This is a genomic window from Microbacterium sp. AC035, from assembly GCF_979258485.1.
Genome location: NZ_OZ409858.1, coordinates 2029519 through 2042591 on the forward strand (window position 1 = coordinate 2029519; position 13073 = coordinate 2042591).

Genomic DNA, 13073 nt, shown 5'->3' on the forward strand with positions numbered 1-13073 from the left:
GCGACGGGAGGGTCGTCGACCACGGCCCTCCCGTCGCAGACACCGCCCGCCGCACAGAGAAGGAGTGGAGCAATGAACCTCGAACCCGTCCAGCCGACCGCCAAGAACCCGCCGGAGCAGTTCGCCGGTGACGTCTGGGTCGACATGATCGCCGTGCCGCATGAGAGCGACCAGCGCATGTCGGTCGCGATCGTGAAGTTCGCACCGGGTGCCCGCACGGCCTGGCACTCGCATGCGCGAGGACAGTACCTGCGTGTGACCCAGGGAATCGCCCGCTTCGGCACCCGCGACGGCGAGATCATCGAAGTGCACCCGGGGCAGACGCTCTACACCCCACCGGGCCAGGATCACTGGCACGCGTCGGCGGAGGGCACGTTCATGGAGCACATCGCGATGCTCGAGAGCGGCGACGACCCCGCGACGACGACCATCTGGAAAGAGCACATCACCGACGCGGAGTACGACGGGCGGCCCTCGACTCACATCCGGGCGTAGCGCGCGCGGGCGAAGCAGAACAGGCCGTAGAGGGCGAGACCGGCGCCGACGACCCACAGGATGACGGCACCGAACGGCAGTCCGGCGAGGGTGCGCAGCGCCGAGTCCAGGCCGCCCGCGGTCTCCGGGTCGTGGGTGAGCGCCGCGATCACGAAGAGCACGCCGGCCACGGCGACCGCGATGCCCTTGGCGACGTAGCCGGCGATGCCGAAGGCGGTGATGCCCGATCGCGCCTTCCCTGAGGGCACGGTGAGGTGCTTCATGAAGGCGCGGGTGAATCCCCGCACGATGAAGGCAATCCCGACGGCGGCCACTCCGAGTCCCACCAGCACGAGCAGCACGACGCCCGCGGGCACCGCCAGCAGCTTCGCGCTGAACGACTGCGACGACTCGGACGACTGCGACTGGCCGCCGAGCGCATAGACCAGAGCCGTCGCACCGATCGCCAGGTAGGCGACGGCAGTGCCCACGAACTTCGCCCGGTGCGCCCACATCTTCTTCGCATCGGGGTCACGCTCGACGACGGCCTCGGCGATCTGCCAGATCGCGAGTGCGAGCAGTCCGAGCACGATCAGCCAGAGCAGGAACACGCCAGCGGGCGACTCCTGGATCTGCTGCATGGCGCCGCCCTGGTCGGCGTTCTCGCCGCCGCCGCCCGTGGCGATCGAGATCGCGATCCCGCCGATGAGGATGTGCAGGATGCCGAGCACGACATAGCCGACGCGGGCGAGGACGCGGAAGGCGGTCGAGTCCTGAGCGGCCCTCGCGGTGGAGGCGGCCGAGTCGCGAGTGTTCATGGGTTCACTGTGCTTTCGATCGGTTCTTCGGAGATGTCTGACATGCTGCGGTCCCGAGCGAGGCGGCGCGCGCGCATCGCCGAGACACAGGCCCAGACGAACGTGGCGACGGCGACGCCCTCGAGCATTCCCGCGACCACATCGCTGAGCCAATGGGCGTGGAGGTAGGTGCGGCTCCACATCATGAGCGCGACCCACGCGACACCGACGCCCCAGACCCATCCGCGACGCAGCACGAGTCCGAGGATCACCACGACCGTCGTGGCGACAGCGGTGTGCCCGGACGGGAACGAGGTCGCCACGCTCTCTGCCAGCGAGTCGATCGGACGCGTGCGGCCGATCACCGCAGCCATGGTCGCGCCGATCGCGACCACGGTGACCATCGCGATCGCCAGCGTCGCCGCATCCCACCGCCGACCGCGCCAGAGGAAGGCGGCGATCAGCAGCGCGCCGACCACGATCATGCCGATCGTGCCGCCGATGACGGCAGGCACCCAGGCGACGACGAGCCAGGCGTCGCTGCTCAACGCCACCATGAGGTCGTGCCACCAGATGTCGATGGCGAGCGGCTGATGACCGCCGAGGGCCACTGCGGCCCGAAGCACGACGAACGCGAGAGTCGCTGCGGCACCGACGACGATCGCGCCGGTGCCGCGCTGCGCCTCGGTCATGCCGGGATCAGGCGAGGGGCTCGTTGTCGCGGATGCTGCGGCGGGTGACACGCTCGCCGGTCGCGGGGTCGACGGCGGTGCGGTCGACGGTCTCGGTGCGCCGACTGCGCATCACGAGGATGAGGCTGATCAGGAACACGACGACTCCTGCGCCCATGAGGATGTAGCCGATCAGGTCGAGATCGACGTAACCGCCGGTGTCGATGTTGAGTGCGAAGACGAGGATCGCTCCGATGACGAAGAGCGCGATTCCGCTTCCGATACCCATATGTCCATTCCTCTCCGGGCCCGCGTTCGCGGACTCGCGACGACCAGAATAGGGTCAATGCAGATTGAGTCAATGGCCATGGACACACCCTCCGCCGCGTGATATGGATGGAGACGATGACCGATCTCGAACGCCGCGCCGGCATCTTCGCCGCACTCGCCGATCAGACGCGCCTGCGCATCGTCGACCTGCTCACCCTGGGCGACCTCTCCTCCTCCGAGATCGGGACGACGCTCGATCTGCGCTCGAACCTGATCGCCCACCATCTCGGCGTGCTCGAGTCGGCGCAGATCATCACCCGCGCCCGCTCCGAGTTCGACCGCAGACGCAGCTACATCGGCCTGCGCCCCGAGGTCTTCGACACGCTCGCGCCGCCCAGCTTCACTCCCCCGCGGCGGGTGCTGTTCGTCTGCACGGCGAACTCCGCGCGATCGCAGCTCGCCGAGGTCATCTGGCGCGGCGTGAGCCCGGTGGCCGTCGCCTCGGCAGGCACCAGACCAGCCGAGGCGGTGAACCCCGAGGCTACCGCGGCGGCCGCCCGCCACGGGCTCGCCATAGACAGCGATCATCATCCCCGCCACCTCGACGACGTGCGCACCGACGGCGACCTGGTGATCACAGTGTGCGACGACGCCCACGAACGACTTCGCGACAGCGACGACCTGCACTGGTCGGTCCGCGACCCCGCCAGGATCGGCACAGCCGCCGCCTTCGACGCCACGTTCGACGCGCTCGTCCACCGCATCCGCACCTTCTCTTCTCGCCTCGTCGCCGCCTGAGCCGAGTACCGTGGGGGCATGCCGAAACGTTCGCAGCCGAAGCCGGCTCGCCCCGCACCTCCGGGTCTGAGCCGAGAGCTGATCATCGGCACCGCTCTGGCGCAGATCGACACCATCGGCCCACAGGCCCTGTCGATGCGATCGCTGGCGCAGCAGCTCGGTGTCGAGGCGATGTCGCTCTACCGGTACGTCAACGGGCGCGAAGATCTGCTCGAGGGCGTCGTCGCCCGGCTCATGGGCAACCTGAACGCGAACCTCGATCCGACCCTCACCGAGCACTGGCAGGGTTTTCTTCAGGCCGTCGCGCATGAGGTCCGCAGCATCGCGATCGCCCACCCGAGAGCGTTCCCGCTCGTAGCCACGCGCCACCCCGCGGCACCGTGGCTGCGACCACCCCTGCGGAGCGTCGAGGTGGTCGACACCTTCCTGAGCGCGCTGATCGGCTACGGGTTCACGGACGAGCAGGCCGTCGACGCGTATCGCTCGTTCACCAGTCTGCTCCTGGGCCACCTGCTTCTGGAGTCCGCCGTGCGCGGAGCAGACACCGGGCCCGCATCCGAGCCGCTGGACGAGGGCGGAGCGGACATCCCCGAGCACGACGGGCAGAAGGATCTGGCCAATGCGCCCGAGGTCGTGCGTCTCCGTCCGCTGCTGAGTGAGGAGCGGAGCGACGAGGAATTCGACATCTCGCTCGAAGCCCTCCTCGATCGCCTGAATCTCCGGCTCACGCAGTAGCGCGCTCGGATCAGTCGTCCGCGCCGGCTTCCGTGCGGATCCTCCGCCCCTCGTCGATGTCCTTCTGCTCCTTCTCGGCTGCTTTGTCGCTTTTGCGCGTATCGCGGGGAGGGAGCTGGATGTCCTCTTCGGCCGCGATCCCGGCCTGCAGTTGGCGCCCGCGCTCGAGCTCGGCGTCGAACTCCGCACCGAACAGCAGAGCGAGGTTGGCGATCCACAGCCAGAGCAGGAAGACGATGATCCCGGCGAGAGAGCCGTAGGTGCGGTCGTAGTTGGAGAAGTTCGCCACATAGAACCCGAAGCCGAGGGTGGCCAGGCCCAGGACGATGATCGCCAGGAGAGCACCGATGCTGATCCAGCGGAACTTCGGCTGCTTGGCGTTCGGGGTGGCGTAGTAGAGGATCGCGACGATCAGCACGACGAGAAGGGCGAGCACCGGCCACTTGACGATGGACCAGATCGTCTTCGGCACGTCGCCGAGGCCCAGCGCGTCTCCCACCGCATCGGTGACGGGGCCTGAGACGACGAGAATCACCGCAGCGACCACGAGAAGCACGATCGTGATGATCGTGACGAGCAGCTGGGTCGGCTTGAGCTTCCAGAAGGGCCGACCCTCTTCGATCTCATAGATGCGGTTCATGGCCCGGCTGAACGCCCCGATATACCCGGAGGCAGACCAGATCGCCAACAGGATGCCGGTCACCAGAGCGAATCCGGCGGCCGCGGAACCCGCGATCTGCTCGATGGGTCCGCGGATCGCGTCTGCCGTGTCACCCGGAGCGACCTGTTCGACGATCTCGAGCACTGCGTCGCTGGCGGCCTGTCCCTGCCCGAACACCCCGAGCAGCGAGAAGACCGCGATGAGGCCGGGGAAGATCGAGAGCACCGCGAAGTACGTCAGTGCCGCGGCGATGTCGGTGCACTGATCGGAGGAGAACTCGCGGATCGTCTTCTGCAGGACGTACTTCCATGAGCGCTTGTGCAGATCGTCGGGAGAGTCGGGCTTGTCCGCCACCTCAGGGTCCGGGGCAGTGCGGTCGTGACGGCGCGTGGTGCTGTTCATCGAGGATCCTCCATCGTGACGGCGGACCCGCCGCGAGGCGGGTCCGCCTGGTCCGTGCGGGTCAGCTGTTCGCGAGGTTCTCGCGGGAGTGCTGCGCCTGGTCCTTCACTTCGTGTGCGGCGGTCTGAGCCTCATCTTTGACGGCGGCGACCGAATCCTGCGCCGACTCCTGCACCGAGGCGACCGACGTCTTGACGGGCTCCTTGAGGTGCTCGCCGACCTCCTTCGCGGCATCCGTGACTTCGTCGACCAGGGGCTGCGTCCGATCCTTGACGTCGGCGGCGAGGTCCTTCTCCTTCGACGACGCGGGGAACAGTGAGGCGAGCAGCAGGCCGGCCCCGAAGGCGATCAGGCCGACCGCCATCGGGTTGCCCTCGGCCTTGGCGACCGCGCGGTCCTTCACATCTCCCATGTGCGACCCCGCACCGGTGAGCGAAGAGCCGGCGTCGTCTGCGGCACCCATCACGCGCTCGCGGACGGATCCGAAGACGCCGCGAACACGGTCCATCTGGCGGTCGACCATCTTCGACGGCGAGACCTTGTCGGCGAGGGCGTCGACGTCCAGGCCAAGGTCTTCACGGGTGCGCTCGATGTCGGCGCGGATAGCATCGGGTGAATCACTCATCGGTTCTCCTCATTCCTTCTCAACGTTTCGGGTATCTCTTTCAGGGTGTCCACCGTCTGGGGGGCGCCCTCGACCTGCGAGAACTGGCCGCGGCCAACGAAGAACAGGATCGCGGCGATGATCGCCCAGACCACTGCGACCACGACGCCTGACCAACCACCGCCGATGAGCGTGCCCAGCGCCCACCACAGGGCGACGGACAGGAAGAACACGGCCATCAGCGCGCCGTAGCCAGCAGCACCCATGAGCCCTGCTCCCTTGGCGGACTTGGCAGCGGAGTCCTTCAGCTCGGCCTTGGCGAGCGTGACCTCCTGGCGCATGAGCGTCGAGATGTCACGGGTCACCTCGCCGAGCAGATCCCCGAGCGAGGTCGACGCGGCTTTGGCTTCAGAGGGCGTGGGTTCGGTCATGACCGGCCTCCCCGAGGATGTCCGGTCGTTCTGACGCGGTCTGCGCGTAGAGCGGGGTCGCGCCAGGCGCTTCAGCGGTCGTCGCGACCGGGACAGGGACGGACGGATCCGGGTGCACCTGCACCGGTGCGGGCGCAGGCACCGACGTGGATGTCGGGGAGGCGCCCTTGTCGTCCGAGACGTTCGCGGCGAGTGCTCGAGTCAACCGACCCGCGACGACGCCGACGATCGCTGCAGCCAGGATGAAGGTTCCCGGCTTGCGGCGGGCGTAGCCCTTGACCTCGGTGAGGACCGAGCTCGGGTCGCGGTCGCCGAGCCACGTCGAGAAGGCCGACAGGCGACCCGAGACCTGCTGCACCAGATCGCCGGCGATTCCGCCGCCGGTCGAGTTCGAGGCCATCGACCCGAGCTCGTCACTGACCGAGCGGAGACCGCCGGCCAGACGCTGCTGCTGGGTGTTCGCCTGTTCCGTCAGCTCGCGCTGGGTCTGCGCGTAGAGGTCTTTGGCTTGGGTCTTCGCCTCGCCGATGACGCTGGCTGCTCCGTCCTTGGCCGTGCCGAGGACGTCCTGCGCCTGGGTCGAAGCGGTGTCCTTCAGGTCAGCGGCCTCGTGCTTGGCAGCATCGACCTTTCCTGACGGATTCGTGGGTTGCATGCCCGAGCCTCGGGGGCTCGTCGTCTCAGGGTTGTCCGACATGGTGGCTCCTTTCGCGGTCCGATCGGATGCGATCGGTCGGCCCTTTCTAAACCTCCTCATCGCATCTCACCACGTCCCTTGCGCACATCAGACTTACGGTGTAAACCGCGTGGGCTTACGCCGTAAGTCGCGCCCTTATACGCGCATGTCGCCCTGCGAACAAGCGCCTTCTTCGACGGGCGACGGATCCCTACTGTCGCAGCATGAGCGCATCCGACAGCACGCCAGATTCCCGTCCGCCCCGCGAGGCCGGCACCCCGGTCACCGCCCCGGGCTCCGAGCACGTCGTCGTGCCCGCGGATCGCGACGTCGTGCCCGTCGATCGCGTCGCACCCGCCGATCGCGATGTCATCAACCGCAACGAGGTCCATGATCGCGAGAAGGCCGAGTTCGGCGGCTTCAAGTTCGGATCGGCGTTCTTCGGCTGGCTGACCGCGATGGGAGCCACGGTGCTGCTGACCGCTCTCGTCTCGGCGATCGGCGCAGCCCTCGGCCTCGGCGGCGATGTCACTGCCGATGAGGCGGCGGAGGCCGCGGTAGGCGGCGGTGCCATCATCGCCGCGATCGTCATCGGCGCGGTGCTGCTCGTCGCCTACTTCGCCGGCGGATACGTCGCCGGCCGCATGGCTCGTTTCAGTGGAGCCAAACAGGGCGTCGCGGTCTGGATCTGGGCGATCGCGATCGCGATCGTCATTGCCGTCTTCGCCGCGATCGCCGGCTCGCAGTGGGACATCCTCGGCAACCTGCAGGGCTTCCCCCGCATTCCGGTCACCGCCGAGACGGCGACCATCACCGGCATCCTCACGGCAGTCGGCGCCGCCGTCGTGACCCTCGTGGGTGCTGTGCTCGGCGGCATCACCGGTATGCGGTACCACCGCAAGGTCGATCGCGTGGGCCTCGGGACCTAGGCCCTGCCGAGAGGTCGCGCCCCGACCCGCGCCGATGTCCCCGGCCCGTGCGACGATCTGCACGTCGACGGGAGGACGGGATGCGGGGCGAAGCCACCGTGCTGCACGCCGACCTCGACGCGTTCTACGCCTCGGTCGAACAGCGTGACGCGCCGGCGCTGCGCGGCAGGCCGGTCATCGTGGGCGGCGGCGTCGTTCTGGCTGCGAGCTACGAGGCCAAGGCCCGAGGGGTGCGCACCGCGATGGGCGGACGACAGGCACTGCGACTCTGCCCGGATGCCGTGGTCGTGCCGCCGCGCATGGACGCCTACTCAGCGGCCAGCAGAGACGTCTTCGCGATCTTCCGCGACACGACGCCGCTCGTCGAAGGACTCTCGATCGACGAGGCGTTCCTCGAGGTCGGCGGACTGCGCCGCATCGTCGGCACCCCCGAAGAGGTCGCGATGCGGCTGCGCGAGCGAGTGCGCACCGAGGTCGGACTGGCGATCTCCGTCGGGGTCGCGCGCACGAAGTTCCTCGCCAAGGTCGCGAGCGCCGTCAGCAAGCCCGACGGACTGCTCGTGATCGAGCCCGAACGCGAAGAGGAGTTCCTGCGTCCGCTGCCGGTCGAGCGGCTGTGGGGTGTGGGCGCGGTCACCGCCGAGAAGCTGCAGCGCTACGGCATCCGCACCGTCGGTCAGCTGGCTGAACTCGAGGCCGCCACCGCCGAGCGGATGCTGGGCAGGGCAGTCGGCGCGCATCTGCACGCCCTTGCCCGGCTGCGGGATCCGCGCCCGGTCGACACGACCCAGCGCCGCGGATCGATCGGATCGCAGCGCGCACTGGGCAGCCACCCGCGCTCGGCCGAGGAACTCGACCTGATCCTGACGCAGATCGTCGACCGGCTCGCGCGGCGGCTGCGCGACGGGGACCGCGTCTGCCGGGCGGTGGTGCTGCGGCTGCGCTTCGGTGATTTCGCGAAGGCGACCCGATCGCGCACGCTCGGCTCGGCCACCGACCGCACGGCGATTCTGCTCACTGTCGCCCGAACGCTCCTCGCCGCAGCGCGTCCCGAGATCGCCGAGCGCGGCATCACCCTGATCGGGCTGTCGCTGTCTCACCTCGATCAGGCCGACCGGGTGCAGCCCGAGCTGCCGATCGACTGGGGCGACGAAGAGCGGCTCGACGCGGTGCTCGACACGCTGCGCGACCGTTTCGGCACGACGTCGGTCTCGCGTGCGGCGCAGATGGGCCGCGACCCCGGGTGGTCCAGCCCGATCCTCCCCGAACATCAGTGACCGCTCGGGTTCCGAGCAGCGCTCCCGCCGCGACGGCCGTGGCTCTAGCCGAGGTCGTAGGCGTCGTCGTCGGACATGTCCACCGGAGCGGCCGTGGGCGATTCGACTCCGCGGGTGAGTGTGCGCAGGCGTTCGACCAGCTCGGGGTCTTCGAGTTCGGGCCCCTTCCCGGGCACTTCCTTAGCCACGATCTGGCTGGCAGGACCGATCAGAAACTTCGCCGTGACCACTCCGCCGTCGGGCTCGCGCACCGGGATCTCGACGAGCTCGGCGCGTTCCTCTTGGCCCAGCGCACGTCCGTATGCCAGCAGCGCATCCGCGATCTCATTCCCCGTCAGATAGGCGTCGCCGCCGTAGATGATCGTCTGCATGGTTCTGTTCTAGAGCAGTTCCCGCGGTTCACCGCGCCCCTTGCCCCGACCTGGTACGCCTGATAGCGATTTGCCGAAACAGGCCGCATGCCTCGTAATGTGGAGTGCATGGCAGAACAGCAGACGATGGTGCAGACGGAGATCCTGGCCGACGGGATCACCTACCGACTCGCTCAGGACCAGGACCCCGGCGAACTCAAACGGCGCATCGAAGAGGCGGTCACCACGGCCGGCACGTTCGTCGAGTTCGTCGTCGTCGGCAACCGCGAGGTGAGTCTTCTGATCACTCCCCGCTCACAGGTGTCCGTCAACGTGTCGACGGTGCTCTTCGACGCCCGCGACACAGGAGACGTCGACTTCCCCTTTGGCGGGCACTACGACCTGCTCTGACCCGAACGCTGACGGGCCGTGACGGCTCAGAGCTGGTCGAGCACGAGTTCGCCCCGCGAGTTCAGCTGATCCATCATGTGAGCGACCCGCGCGGGGTCGATCGCCTGCACGGTCGGAAGATCGAACTCGAACACGAGCGGAATGGCAGGGTGCACCCAGATGGTCAGACGACCCGCCGCGCCCTCGGGCTTCGACAGCCAGGTCATCATGAAGCTCTCGTTGCGGCGCAGCTTCGTGCCGATCACGATCTTGACGTGCGCCAAGGTCGCGTCCTCGATCTCGATCGCGGGCCGGGAGCTGTTGTACTCAAGTTTCCCCATACGAGAACTGTACGCTCAGCAGAACTGATCGCGCGCGCCCCATCCGCCGACCCACGCCTCCACTCGCGGGTCCGAGCGCAGCAGGAAGACGCCGTCCGCGGCGGCCCGGTGGGACTCGAAGGTCTCTGTCGTGCCCCACCGCACGGCTCGGCGCATCGCTCGCCGCGAGCGCAGCGCTCCCAGCGGCGAACCCTCGGCATCGAGGAGATCGACGGTGCCGACGTCGCCGACGCCGAGGCCCGCGACGCGCTCCGCGATCCAGGAGGGGTCGAGGATCACGACGGGTCGATCGAGTTCCCAGACCGCCCGGGCGTCGAACCCGTCGCCGCCGACCACGACGCGCGGATCTCCCTCGAACGGAGTGATCGCCGAATCGATCACGACCCGCGCCAGGGGGAACGCGGCGAGCATCGAATCCACCGCGATGAACAGCGCTTCCGCGGTGTGCGTTCCGCGCAGCCTGACCACGAGGTCGGGCACGTCCGACAGCAGACCTCGCGGGGCGGAACCGCTCACCGGGATCGACGAGACGAGTCTCATGGACTGCGCGTTCGCACGCTCGAGCCCCGAACCGCTGCGCTCAGCCCATTCCGGTCCGTCGTGCCATGCGACGGCTGCCGACACGTGAGCCAGCACCGCGCCCGCCTGCCACATCCGGTGCGCCCACTCCCAGTCCTCCCCGCCGTATGTCGAGAAGGACTCGTCGAAACCGCCGGTCTCGTCGAACATGCGCCGCGAGCAGGCGATCACCGCGCCGATGACGAACCGGTACGACCGATCGTCGGCGTCGAGCAGATCACGGCTTCGGGCGTACTCCTGCGCGAGCCACGCCGGCTCGGGGAGGTCACGACCGGTCACCGCCTCGAGCACGGGCACCTGGGCGGCGATGCCCGAGAAATCCGCGTGCCGACGACGCCCTACGGTGACAGCCTCGGGAAGCAGAGCCGGCAGACGGGTGAGAGCACGCACGTACCCGGGCTCAGGGACCGTGTCGGCATCGAGGAAGCAGAGCACCTCGCCGCTGCTCGCCCGCACACCGAGATTGCGTGCGGCCGCCAGGCGGAAGCCCCGGTCCTCCTGCCGCACGAGGATCACCCCGTCCGGCACACGGACGTCGCCGACGGAGCCGTCGTCGGTGACGACGATCTCGAGAAGCTCGGGGGGATAGTCCTGCATCGACAGGGCGAACAGCGTCCTGGCGAGCTCAGCCGGCTGCTCGTAGTGGGCGACGATCACCGACACCGTCGGCAGGGTCTCGGGGTTCACACCGTCGAGCGTGTCCCACCTGTTTCCGACGACCCACGGCCGCCGAGTCACCGCGCCAGCCCTCGCCACCAGCGCACGTATGCCTCTGCGGCCTCCGGCCACGACATCGGCAGCGTCGTCAGGCCGTGCCAGGTCGATTCCCGGTGCTCGAAGGCCCGCCGCACCGCGACCGCGAGATCGGGTTCGTCGACCGTCTGCAGCGTTCCCGGGCGCAGCGTCGCCATCTCGTCCATGTAGCGGTTGCGCACCGCGACGGGCCGCCGTCCCCAGCCGATCCAGGACGCGAGGGAGCCGGATGCCGACACATGTCGATGTGCGATGACCGGCACCGCCACGGCGCGGCCCCGTCTCGCGATCTCCGCGTCGTCGAGCCAGCCCGTCACCTCGACCTCGACCCCGAGGGCACCGGCTCGGCGGACGAAGTCGTCGAGTTCGGCCGCGTGGCCCTCCGAGGCGCGTCCGAGGACCGTCATCCTGCCGATGCCCGCACGCGCCGCCGCGCGGGCCGCCTCATCATGCCCCTTTCCCGGGTAGAAGTAGCCGAGCACACCGACGGACCCGTCAGACGGCATCCGCTGCACGTCGGCATCGAGCGCGACCGGAAGCGGGATGCTCACCGCGGGGCCGGTCCATACTCGCTCCTCGCGCAGCAGCTCGTGCTCGTGCTCGCTGTTGACCGCCACCCCTCGCGCCGCCGCGGCCACCGCCGCGTACGCCGCTCGCCGGCGGGGCAGATTCCTCTCGCCGTCCGACGCCTGCGGCACATCGTGCAGCGTGACGCTGACCGCGCGACGAGCGGCGAGCGCGCCGAACGCCAGCGACGCCTGCTCGGGAGAATCACCCCACAGCCGATCGGTGAAGTGCACGTGCAGCGCGTCATCGGTCGATGCCGCATCCAGATCCGCTGCGTCGATCGTCAGGATCGACGGGTCCAGCGCCCGCACGGCCGAGGCCATCTCCCGCCCGTACATCGCGACGCCGTGGCTGCCCGGGTGCACGAGCAGCAGCGGGGCGGCGTTCACCGAGCCCGCCACACGTCGAGCAGTGCAGAGAGACGAGTCAGGGCGGCGTCGACGAACTCGGGATGGGCGGCGTACCACTCGAGGTGGGCGGCCCGCACCTCGGCGTCGTCGATCGGTGCGCCGTCGACGATCCAGTGCGCGCGCGGTTCGTCGGGCAGCGCCCAGGCCTCGATGACCTCGGGGTGCAGCGGCGCCCGCACTGAATTCAGGAGCGGCCGGCCGGGGTCGGTCGGCCCGCCCGAGTGGCCGAGCGACTCGAGCAGCCGAGCCCCCAGCGGCATCCACACCGCGTCACCCGGGTGATTGACGGTGCGCGCGTGATCGGCCGTGACCGAGTCGAACAGGTCGGAGACGGGCACATCCGCTGTCTGCTCGCGTGCGCGCAGCGTGTCGATCGAGGACCGCCCCACGCCGCGCACCTGGTCGGGTGTCAGCGCGGCGACGACCGGGATGCCGGCGGCGGCCGCGAGCGTGCGGATGTCGTGATAGGCCACGACAGGCGGGTCGCCCTCGACTCCGGGCACGCGGATCGCGGCCTGGAAGGGGTGCAGGCCTGCGAAGCGCACCGGGGGCACGGTCAGCACCCGGGCGTCCGTCGCCGCGGCGATCTGGCGCGTACCCAACGGCAGATCGCGATAGTCGTCGCGGATGGGCTGGCTCACGACGGTGTCGGCCGTGCGCACGATCTCATGCAGCCGCGCGGCATCGGCGGCGGTCATCTCGTGCACGGCGGGAACGCGCACGAAGCGATGCTCAGCAGCATCGATCACCATGCGCAGCGATTCGGCCTGGCAATTGCCGAGCACGACGCCGAATCTCTCGGGAAGCGGGGCCAGCCCGTAGAACTCCGAGTAGTGTTGGCGACGCGCTAGCACCAGGGAGCCAGCCGGCGCAACGGCCGTGCGTAGTTCGGGATCATGGCTCATGATTCGAACGTACCCCCTCGATCTCATCAGTCTTGCGTCCCCATTGCTCCGCG

Annotated in this window: 18 protein-coding genes; 6 read left to right on the plus strand and 12 right to left on the minus strand. The window is 68.9% G+C overall.

The features are described 5' to 3' along the window. Positions 1–72: 72 nt before the first annotated feature. On the plus strand, positions 73–495 hold the full coding sequence (locus ACZ0AA_RS09930) for a (R)-mandelonitrile lyase (RefSeq protein WP_400866533.1): 423 nt from the start codon (positions 73–75) through the stop codon (positions 493–495). Here the strand turns inward: ACZ0AA_RS09930 and ACZ0AA_RS09935 are convergent. Genes ACZ0AA_RS09935 through ACZ0AA_RS09945 form a run of 3 tightly spaced genes read right to left on the minus strand, consistent with a single transcriptional unit; the run spans position 480 to position 2231 of the window. Next, positions 480–1292 (minus strand): DUF1206 domain-containing protein, encoded by an 813-nt coding sequence (locus tag ACZ0AA_RS09935; protein WP_463512828.1) that lies wholly within the window; start codon positions 1290–1292, stop codon positions 480–482. The two genes, ACZ0AA_RS09930 and ACZ0AA_RS09935, sit on opposite strands and share 16 nt — an antisense overlap. Next, complete coding sequence (locus ACZ0AA_RS09940) at positions 1289–1963, minus strand: phosphatase PAP2 family protein (RefSeq protein WP_463512829.1); 675 nt, start codon at positions 1961–1963, stop codon at positions 1289–1291. Before ACZ0AA_RS09940 ends, ACZ0AA_RS09935 begins: the two co-directional genes overlap by 4 nt. A gap of 7 nt (positions 1964–1970) precedes the next feature. Continuing rightward, complete coding sequence (locus ACZ0AA_RS09945) at positions 1971–2231, minus strand: DUF6458 family protein (RefSeq protein WP_042540012.1); 261 nt, start codon at positions 2229–2231, stop codon at positions 1971–1973. A 116-nt stretch (positions 2232–2347) separates the two neighbouring features. Between ACZ0AA_RS09945 and ACZ0AA_RS09950 the strand changes: the two genes are divergently transcribed. Together ACZ0AA_RS09950 and ACZ0AA_RS09955 are read left to right on the plus strand one after the other, a co-directional pair. Next, positions 2348–3010 carry an arsenate reductase/protein-tyrosine-phosphatase family protein gene (locus ACZ0AA_RS09950; protein WP_463512830.1) on the plus strand — a complete coding sequence of 221 codons (663 nt, stop codon included), beginning with the start codon at positions 2348–2350 and terminating at the stop codon, positions 3008–3010. 18 nt (positions 3011–3028) lie between these two features. Then, on the plus strand, positions 3029–3745 hold the full coding sequence (locus ACZ0AA_RS09955) for a TetR/AcrR family transcriptional regulator (protein ID WP_400866546.1): 717 nt from the start codon (positions 3029–3031) through the stop codon (positions 3743–3745). A 10-nt stretch (positions 3746–3755) separates the two neighbouring features. On the opposite strand, the gene ACZ0AA_RS09960 is transcribed toward ACZ0AA_RS09955, so the two are convergent. The 4 genes from ACZ0AA_RS09960 to ACZ0AA_RS09975 all read right to left on the minus strand — a co-directional run bounded on the left by ACZ0AA_RS09960 (position 3756) and on the right by ACZ0AA_RS09975 (position 6540). Further along, entirely contained in the window at positions 3756–4808 is a 1053-nt protein-coding gene (locus tag ACZ0AA_RS09960) for a YihY/virulence factor BrkB family protein (protein WP_463512831.1), read from the minus strand. A 61-nt stretch (positions 4809–4869) separates the two neighbouring features. Then, entirely contained in the window at positions 4870–5433 is a 564-nt protein-coding gene (locus tag ACZ0AA_RS09965) for a DUF3618 domain-containing protein (protein WP_400866552.1), read from the minus strand. Continuing rightward, positions 5430–5843 (minus strand): phage holin family protein, encoded by a 414-nt coding sequence (locus ACZ0AA_RS09970; protein WP_463512832.1) that lies wholly within the window; start codon positions 5841–5843, stop codon positions 5430–5432. The genes ACZ0AA_RS09965 and ACZ0AA_RS09970 overlap by 4 nt, the downstream gene beginning before the upstream one ends. Next, positions 5821–6540, minus strand: a complete 720-nt coding sequence (locus ACZ0AA_RS09975) for a hypothetical protein (protein WP_463512833.1) — start codon at positions 6538–6540, stop codon at positions 5821–5823. Before ACZ0AA_RS09975 ends, ACZ0AA_RS09970 begins: the two co-directional genes overlap by 23 nt. 203 nt (positions 6541–6743) lie before the next feature. Here ACZ0AA_RS09975 and ACZ0AA_RS09980 point away from each other — a divergent pair, with 203 nt between their 5' ends. Then, positions 6744–7448 carry a hypothetical protein gene (locus ACZ0AA_RS09980; RefSeq protein WP_463512834.1) on the plus strand — a complete coding sequence of 235 codons (705 nt, stop codon included), beginning with the start codon at positions 6744–6746 and terminating at the stop codon, positions 7446–7448. Positions 7449–7528: 80 nt separating this feature from the next. Continuing rightward, complete coding sequence (dinB, locus tag ACZ0AA_RS09985; RefSeq protein ID WP_463512835.1) at positions 7529–8725, plus strand: DNA polymerase IV; 1197 nt, start codon at positions 7529–7531, stop codon at positions 8723–8725. Between the two features lie 44 nt (positions 8726–8769). Here dinB and ACZ0AA_RS09990 read toward each other — a convergent pair whose 3' ends face one another. Beyond that, positions 8770–9096, minus strand: a complete 327-nt coding sequence (locus ACZ0AA_RS09990) for a hypothetical protein (protein ID WP_463512836.1) — start codon at positions 9094–9096, stop codon at positions 8770–8772. Positions 9097–9204: 108 nt separating this feature from the next. On the opposite strand from ACZ0AA_RS09990, the gene ACZ0AA_RS09995 reads away from it, so the two are divergent. Then, the gene (locus ACZ0AA_RS09995) at positions 9205–9486 is read left to right on the plus strand and encodes a hypothetical protein (protein WP_463512837.1); all 282 of its coding nucleotides are present in this window, start codon (positions 9205–9207) and stop codon (positions 9484–9486) included. A gap of 26 nt (positions 9487–9512) precedes the next feature. On the opposite strand, the gene ACZ0AA_RS10000 is transcribed toward ACZ0AA_RS09995, so the two are convergent. Genes ACZ0AA_RS10000 through ACZ0AA_RS10015 form a run of 4 tightly spaced genes read right to left on the minus strand, consistent with a single transcriptional unit; the run spans position 9513 to position 13020 of the window. Continuing rightward, on the minus strand, positions 9513–9806 hold the full coding sequence (locus tag ACZ0AA_RS10000; protein ID WP_400866573.1) for a DUF7882 family protein: 294 nt from the start codon (positions 9804–9806) through the stop codon (positions 9513–9515). Positions 9807–9821: 15 nt separating this feature from the next. Continuing rightward, positions 9822–11123 (minus strand): glycosyltransferase family 2 protein, encoded by a 1302-nt coding sequence (locus tag ACZ0AA_RS10005; protein WP_463512838.1) that lies wholly within the window; start codon positions 11121–11123, stop codon positions 9822–9824. Next, positions 11120–12094 carry a hypothetical protein gene (locus tag ACZ0AA_RS10010; RefSeq protein ID WP_463512839.1) on the minus strand — a complete coding sequence of 325 codons (975 nt, stop codon included), beginning with the start codon at positions 12092–12094 and terminating at the stop codon, positions 11120–11122. Before ACZ0AA_RS10010 ends, ACZ0AA_RS10005 begins: the two co-directional genes overlap by 4 nt. Next, positions 12091–13020 (minus strand): WcbI family polysaccharide biosynthesis putative acetyltransferase, encoded by a 930-nt coding sequence (locus ACZ0AA_RS10015; RefSeq protein WP_463512840.1) that lies wholly within the window; start codon positions 13018–13020, stop codon positions 12091–12093. Before ACZ0AA_RS10015 ends, ACZ0AA_RS10010 begins: the two co-directional genes overlap by 4 nt. Between the last annotated feature and the right edge of the window lie 53 nt (positions 13021–13073).